Annotated in this window: 6 protein-coding genes and 1 pseudogene; 2 read left to right on the plus strand and 5 right to left on the minus strand. The window is 60.7% G+C overall.

Annotated elements, in window-relative coordinates; translation table 11 throughout:
• Positions 1-117: 117 nt before the first annotated feature.
• On the minus strand, positions 118-921 hold the full coding sequence (locus tag A3GO_RS0118610) for a ferritin-like domain-containing protein (protein ID WP_029134686.1): 804 nt from the start codon (positions 919-921) through the stop codon (positions 118-120).
• 149 nt (positions 922-1,070) lie between these two features.
• On the opposite strand from A3GO_RS0118610, the gene A3GO_RS24535 reads away from it, so the two are divergent.
• A complete protein-coding gene (locus A3GO_RS24535; protein ID WP_037376001.1) occupies positions 1,071-2,618 on the plus strand; it encodes a bifunctional GNAT family N-acetyltransferase/carbon-nitrogen hydrolase family protein in 1,548 nt (515 codons plus the stop codon).
• Between the two features lie 18 nt (positions 2,619-2,636).
• Here the strand turns inward: A3GO_RS24535 and xerC are convergent, their stop codons facing one another.
• From xerC to lptM, 4 genes are read right to left on the minus strand one after another with little or no spacing between them, the layout of a single operon-like run.
• Positions 2,637-3,554, minus strand: coding sequence for a tyrosine recombinase XerC (gene xerC, locus A3GO_RS0118620; RefSeq protein ID WP_037376002.1), 918 nt, complete (start codon positions 3,552-3,554; stop codon positions 2,637-2,639).
• Positions 3,554-4,234, minus strand: a complete 681-nt coding sequence (locus A3GO_RS0118625) for a DUF484 family protein (RefSeq protein ID WP_029134688.1) — start codon at positions 4,232-4,234, stop codon at positions 3,554-3,556. Before A3GO_RS0118625 ends, xerC begins: the two co-directional genes overlap by 1 nt.
• Entirely contained in the window at positions 4,231-5,061 is an 831-nt protein-coding gene (dapF, locus tag A3GO_RS0118630) for a diaminopimelate epimerase (RefSeq protein WP_029134689.1), read from the minus strand. Before dapF ends, A3GO_RS0118625 begins: the two co-directional genes overlap by 4 nt.
• 8 nt (positions 5,062-5,069) lie before the next feature.
• A complete protein-coding gene (lptM, locus tag A3GO_RS25895; RefSeq protein ID WP_084610245.1) occupies positions 5,070-5,213 on the minus strand; it encodes an LPS translocon maturation chaperone LptM in 144 nt (47 codons plus the stop codon).
• Between the two features lie 205 nt (positions 5,214-5,418).
• Between lptM and A3GO_RS0118640 the strand changes: the two are divergent.
• A pseudogene (locus A3GO_RS0118640) lies at positions 5,419-5,605 on the plus strand (IS110 family transposase); the annotation flags it as partial.

Here is a 5,605-nt window from a genome sequence, read left to right on the forward strand (position 1 = left end):
CTCATCAACAGGCCGGATATACGGCAGCTAACCTTGTCCCTGCCATCAACGAGAAAAAGCCTTGCAAATGGGGAGGAGACCATATACGGATTAGCGTAGCGTAATCCGACAAATACACTAAACCCCACCCCCTGCCTCCAGCCGGGCCAGCTCATTGTCACTGAAGCCGCACTGGCGGCGCGCTTCATGATTGAACGGGCCACGCGGAATATGGCCGAGATAGCGCTGCAATAGCTTGAAAAAGGTATCGTCCGGGTCCAGTCCCTGCTGTTCGCAGCGGTAGCGGAACCAGCGGGTGCCGGCGCTGACGTGGCCGATCTCGTCATTGGCGATGCGGGTGAGAATGGCCACGGTTTTCGAATCCCCCAGCTCACGAAACTTCTCCAGGGTGCCGGGAATCACATCCAGCGCCCGCGCTTCGAACACCCGGTGCACAATCCCCATGCGGTCCATCAGGTCATGGGCGGTCTCCACGGCGCTGCCCCACAGCTCGTCATGGGCGCTGAAATCGCCGTAGTCGAACCCCATGGCGCGCAGCTGGCCGCGCAGCGCGAGGAAGTGCTCACTCTCCTCGCCGGCGCACTGCAGCCAGTCCTCGTAATATTCGCGGGGCAGGCCGCGGTAGCGGTAGATGGTGTCCCAGGCCAGATTGACCGCGGTCAGCTCGATATGGGCCAGGGCGTGAATCAGGGCGGCGCGCCGGGTGAGTGAGCCGAAGCCTCGCTTGCTGACCTGCTGGGGCGGCACCAGTAGCGGCCGCTCCAGGCGGCCAGGCAGCATGAACTGCTCGGGCTCGTCATCGGCATCCCAGCAGAGCTTGCCCGCCCGCCAATCGGCGACCAGGGCCAGCGAGGCGTCCAGCTTCTCATCCGGATCGGCGAGCAGAAAGCAGTGTTTGGCGGCGGCGAAGAGATTGGTCAAGCCGGACTCCCGGGTGTTGGTTGCTGGTCGCGGGTGATCTTCCGTTGACCGCGAGCCACTATTGTAACGGGTGTGACTGCCGCCAGACAGATGAACTGGCATATACTGGAGGCATAGATTCAAGCGGTTGCTACCGGGATGGAAAAAACATGCGTGAAAATAATGAGACCCACCTGATTTTACGCGTTATTGCGCAGGAGGATTATTCCCAGGTTGCCGAGTTGATGGACCTGGTCTATGCGGACATCGGCGGAGCCTGGCCGAAGGAGACTATCCAGGCGCTGATCAAGTCCTTTCCGGATGGCCAGATCTGCATCGAGGACAAGGGGAAGATCGTCGCCGCTGCCCTGACCATCAAGGTCGACTACCATCGCTACTCCTTCGTGCACAAATACCGGGATCTGGTCAGCGACCAGCACATCGCGCGGCACAATGAAAAGGGTGATGCCCTGTATGGCCTGGATGTGTTTGTGCATCCCGATTATCGTGATTTTCGTCTCGGTCGGCGCCTGTATGACGCGCGCAAGGAGTTGTGCCGCGCCCTGAACCTGAAGGCGATCCTGGCGGGTGGTCGCATACCCGGCTATAAAAACTACGCCGGGGAGTATACGGTCGCCGAGTATATCGACAAGGTGAAACGCCGCGAGCTGCACGATCCGATCCTCTCTTTCCAGCTGGCCAATGACTTTGATGTCAAACGGCTGATGCATGGTTATCTGCCCCAGGATACCAAATCGAAGGGCTTCGCCACCCTGCTGGAGTGGAACAATATTCTGTTCGAGGAGGATGGGGATTTCACGCACGGGGCGGAGAAGGCGATTGTGCGTATCGGTATTGTGCAGTGGCAGATGCGGGCGGTGATTTCGCTCGAGGACCTGCTGAGCCAGGCCGAGTTTTTTGTCGACTCCCTGTCCGACTACCAGTCCGATTTCGCCCTGTTTCCGGAGTTTTTCAGCGCCCCGTTGATGGGACTGGCCCGGGATAAGAATTCGGTGGAGGCGATCCGCTTTCTGGCCGGTTTTACCGAGCAGATCAAGAACCGCTTCTCCCAGATGGCGGTCAGCTACAACATCAATATCATCGCCGGCAGCATGCCGCTGATGGAGGGTGACCGGCTCTGCAATGTGGCCTATCTGCTGCACCGGGACGGCAGGGTGGACGCCCAGCACAAGATACACATCACCCCCCATGAGAAGCGTGACTGGGTGATCGACGGCGGCGGCGACGTGTCGGTGTTTGATACCGACGCGGGCAAGGTCGGCATTCTCACCTGTTATGACGTCGAGTTTCCCGAGCTGGCCCGCCTGCTGGCCGACCAGGGGGTGCAGATCATCTTTGTGCCGTTCTGGACCGACACCAAGAACGGCTATCTGCGGGTGCGTATCTGTTCCCAGGCACGGGCCATTGAAAATGAGTGCTACGTGGCGATCGGCGGCAGTGTCGGTAATCTGCCCCGGGTGGATAATGTGGCGATCCAGTATGCCCAGTCGGCGGTGTTTTCCCCGTCCGATGTCTATTTCCCCCACGATGCGACCATTGCCGAGGCGACGCCGAATGCGGAGATGATCCTGTTTGCCGATGTGGATCTGGAAAAGCTCAAGCTGTTGAGTACCGAAGGCTCGGTGACCAATCTCAAGGATCGCCGGCTGGATCTCTACCGGCTGGGTCTGGACAAGCCGCTACCGGTCGACGAGTGACCGGAGGGCGCAAGCGGCTCAGGGGTCGTGCTTTTTTCTGCGGGCCCGTGGGTGGGCGCTGTCATAGACCTGGGCCAGGTGCTGGAAATCGAGATGGGTGTAGATCTGGGTGGTGCTGATGTCGGCATGTCCCAGCAGTTCCTGCACCGCCCGCAGGTCGCTGGAGGACTCCAGCAGATGGCTGGCAAAGGAGTGGCGCAGCATGTGCGGATGAAGGTTCTGCCGGCAACCCTGTTTCAGCGCCCACTGCCGCAGGCGCTGCTGGATGGCGCGGGGCTGCAGTCGGGTACCCCGCTGGCTGACGAACAGGGCCGCTTCGTCTGCCTTGGCCAGACTGCTCCGTACCCGTTTCCAGGCGTCGATGGCCGCCAGCGCCTTGCCGCCCACCGGCACCCGCCGGCTCTTCGCTCCCTTGCCGGTCACCTCCAGGGTGGCGTCATGCGGATCGATATCCCGCAGATTGACCGAAACCAGTTCGGCCAGCCGCAGGCCGGAGGAGTAGAGCAGCTCCATGATGGCCAGGTCCCGCAGTTCCAGGGGATCGTCGCTCGCCACGTCCAGCAGGCTGCCCAGTTGATCGGCATCCAGGGTGTCAGGGAGGTGCCGTTCTGATTTCGGTGCGCGAATCCCGGTGGCGGGACAGCTCTTGGCCATGCCCTCACGTATCAGGAACCGAAACAGGCTGCGCAAGGCGGAGAGTTCACGCTGCAGGCTCTTGCCGGAGATGCCGCTGCGATGGCGTTTCGCCACGAAGGCGCGCACCTGGTGGGGCGTCAGCTGGTCCCAGTCGTTCAGCTGCTGATCCCGGCACCAGCCACTGAGCCGGTCAAGGTCACGCCGGTAGTTGCTCAGGGTGTGGGCGGCAAGGCGCCGCTCGAAACGGAGATGGGAGAGGAACGCCTGCAGCCCGTGTTGCAGCGGGTCCGGGCGTGGCATCAGCTGCCCGGTTCCGACACCACCTCGAGGGTCTTGCTGACGATCTCGCCGAGTCGGATCAGGTAGTCGGTTCCCATGCCGGGATGGAAGCGGTGCTCACTGTGGCTGCCGATGGCCAGTACGCCCAGCAGTCCCTCACCCTTGATCGGGATCAGGGCGGTGGAGGCGATATCCTCGGCCTGGGGGCCGAACAGGTATTTCAACTGTCCGTTGGGCAGCCTGCCACAGCGTGGCCGGTTGCTGTCGAGAAAATCCCTGAAGCCGTCCAGGTCAGGGTTGGTCGACTGCTCCACCTCACTGGCACTGTAGAGATGCAGTTCCACCGCCTCGGCGCGAAAGTCATCATGCAGCAGGTCCTGCAGGGTGTTGATCACCTCTTCGAAATCGCAGCACTCGATCAGTTTCACCGTGAGGTGGTGCAGCCGCTCGTTCAGCAGCTCATTCTCCCGGGCGATGGCGACAAACTCCTCCAGCTTGCGCCGACTCTGCTCGGCCTGTTCGCGCAGTGCGGCGACCTGGCGTTCAATCAGGGAGACCGCGCTGCCGTTGCTGTGTGGCAGCTCCAGTTTGGTCAGCAGGTCGGGATTGCGGTCAAAAAAATCGGGATGGTCATTCAGAAATGCGATCAGGTTCTGTTCCATTTGTGGATAATCCGGGGTTGGCTCGGGTTGTGAACTCATAGATCGATGTTTCCTTCAAAAACCGAAGCGGCCGGACCATGCATCAGGACAGGCGCCTGCTCGTCCGCCCACTCTATCATAAGCGCCCCGCCGGGCAAGCTGACCTTGACACTTTTGTTAAGCAGTCCGCGCAGCCGCCCCGATACCACCGCCGCGCAGGCACCGGTGCCGCAAGCCAGGGTCTCGCCCACGCCGCGCTCGAAAACACGCAGGGCAATCGCATCCGCAGACAGGATCTGCATGAAGCCCACGTTGACTCGCTGGGGAAAGCGGGGATGCTGCTGCAGGGCGGTGCCGATACGCTCCAGCGGGGCATTTTCCAGATCATCCACCACGATCACTGCATGGGGATTGCCCATGGAAACTGCCCCCAGGGTGATCGTTTCACCCAGCACCTCGACCGGGTAGTCGGCGGCCTGCCGGTCGGCCACAAAGGGTATGCGGCCCGGTTCCAGGAGAGGGACCCCCATGTTGACCCGGACCATGCCATCAGCCTCTACGAAGAGTTTGATAACGCCGGCCCTGGTGCCAACAGTGATCTCCTGTTTTTCTGTCAAGCCCTTGTCGCGCACATAGCGGGCAAAGCAGCGGGCACCGTTGCCACACTGCTCCACCTCATCGCCGTCGGCGTTGAAAATGCGGTAATTGAAGTCGGTATCCGGGAGGGTGGGTGGCTCCACCAGGAGAATCTGATCGCAGCCGATGCCGAAGTGGCGATCACCAATCAGGCGAAACTGTTCAGGGGTCAGCCGCAGCGGCTGGGTGAAGGCGTCGAAAACGACAAAATCGTTACCCAGCCCATGCATTTTGGTGAACGCATATTGCATGACAGAGACTAGTTATCCTTGGCCTCTTCCTGCTGCTGGGAGGCCGGGTCGGGGAGATAGAGCGGACCTGATTGTCCACAGGCGGTGAGCATGCTGCCCGTCCCCAGGACCAGGATAACAAGCCAGAGAAGATAACGAGACCAGCAGAACATGGTGTGTTGCTCCGAATTTTTTATCAGGCCGCATTGTAACCCTGGCGGGAGCCAAACCCAACCGGATTCCCGAGCGGCCGCCCCATGGCGTTGACTGAGGTTCCGAACATAGGGTGATGAGATGGTCTCCTCCCCACTCCAATCGGCGTCGCAATGCGCCAAGATAAAAGCATCCCTTTTATCTAAATGAGTTGAGGAGGAGACCATGAATAAGCTTACGACCATCGGGATCGATCTAGCAAAGAATTTGTTTGCGCTGGTGGCCTTCAAGCCCAGTGGCCAGGAGCTGTGGCACCGGAATCTGCGGCGTCGGCAGTTGCTGAGATTTCTGGCCAAACAACCACCCTGTCACGTTGCCATGGAAGCTTGTGCCGGGGCTCATTATTGGGGGC

It is taken from the genome of Sedimenticola selenatireducens DSM 17993 (assembly GCF_000428045.1).
Lineage (GTDB): Bacteria > Pseudomonadota > Gammaproteobacteria > Chromatiales > Chromatiaceae > Sedimenticola > Sedimenticola selenatireducens.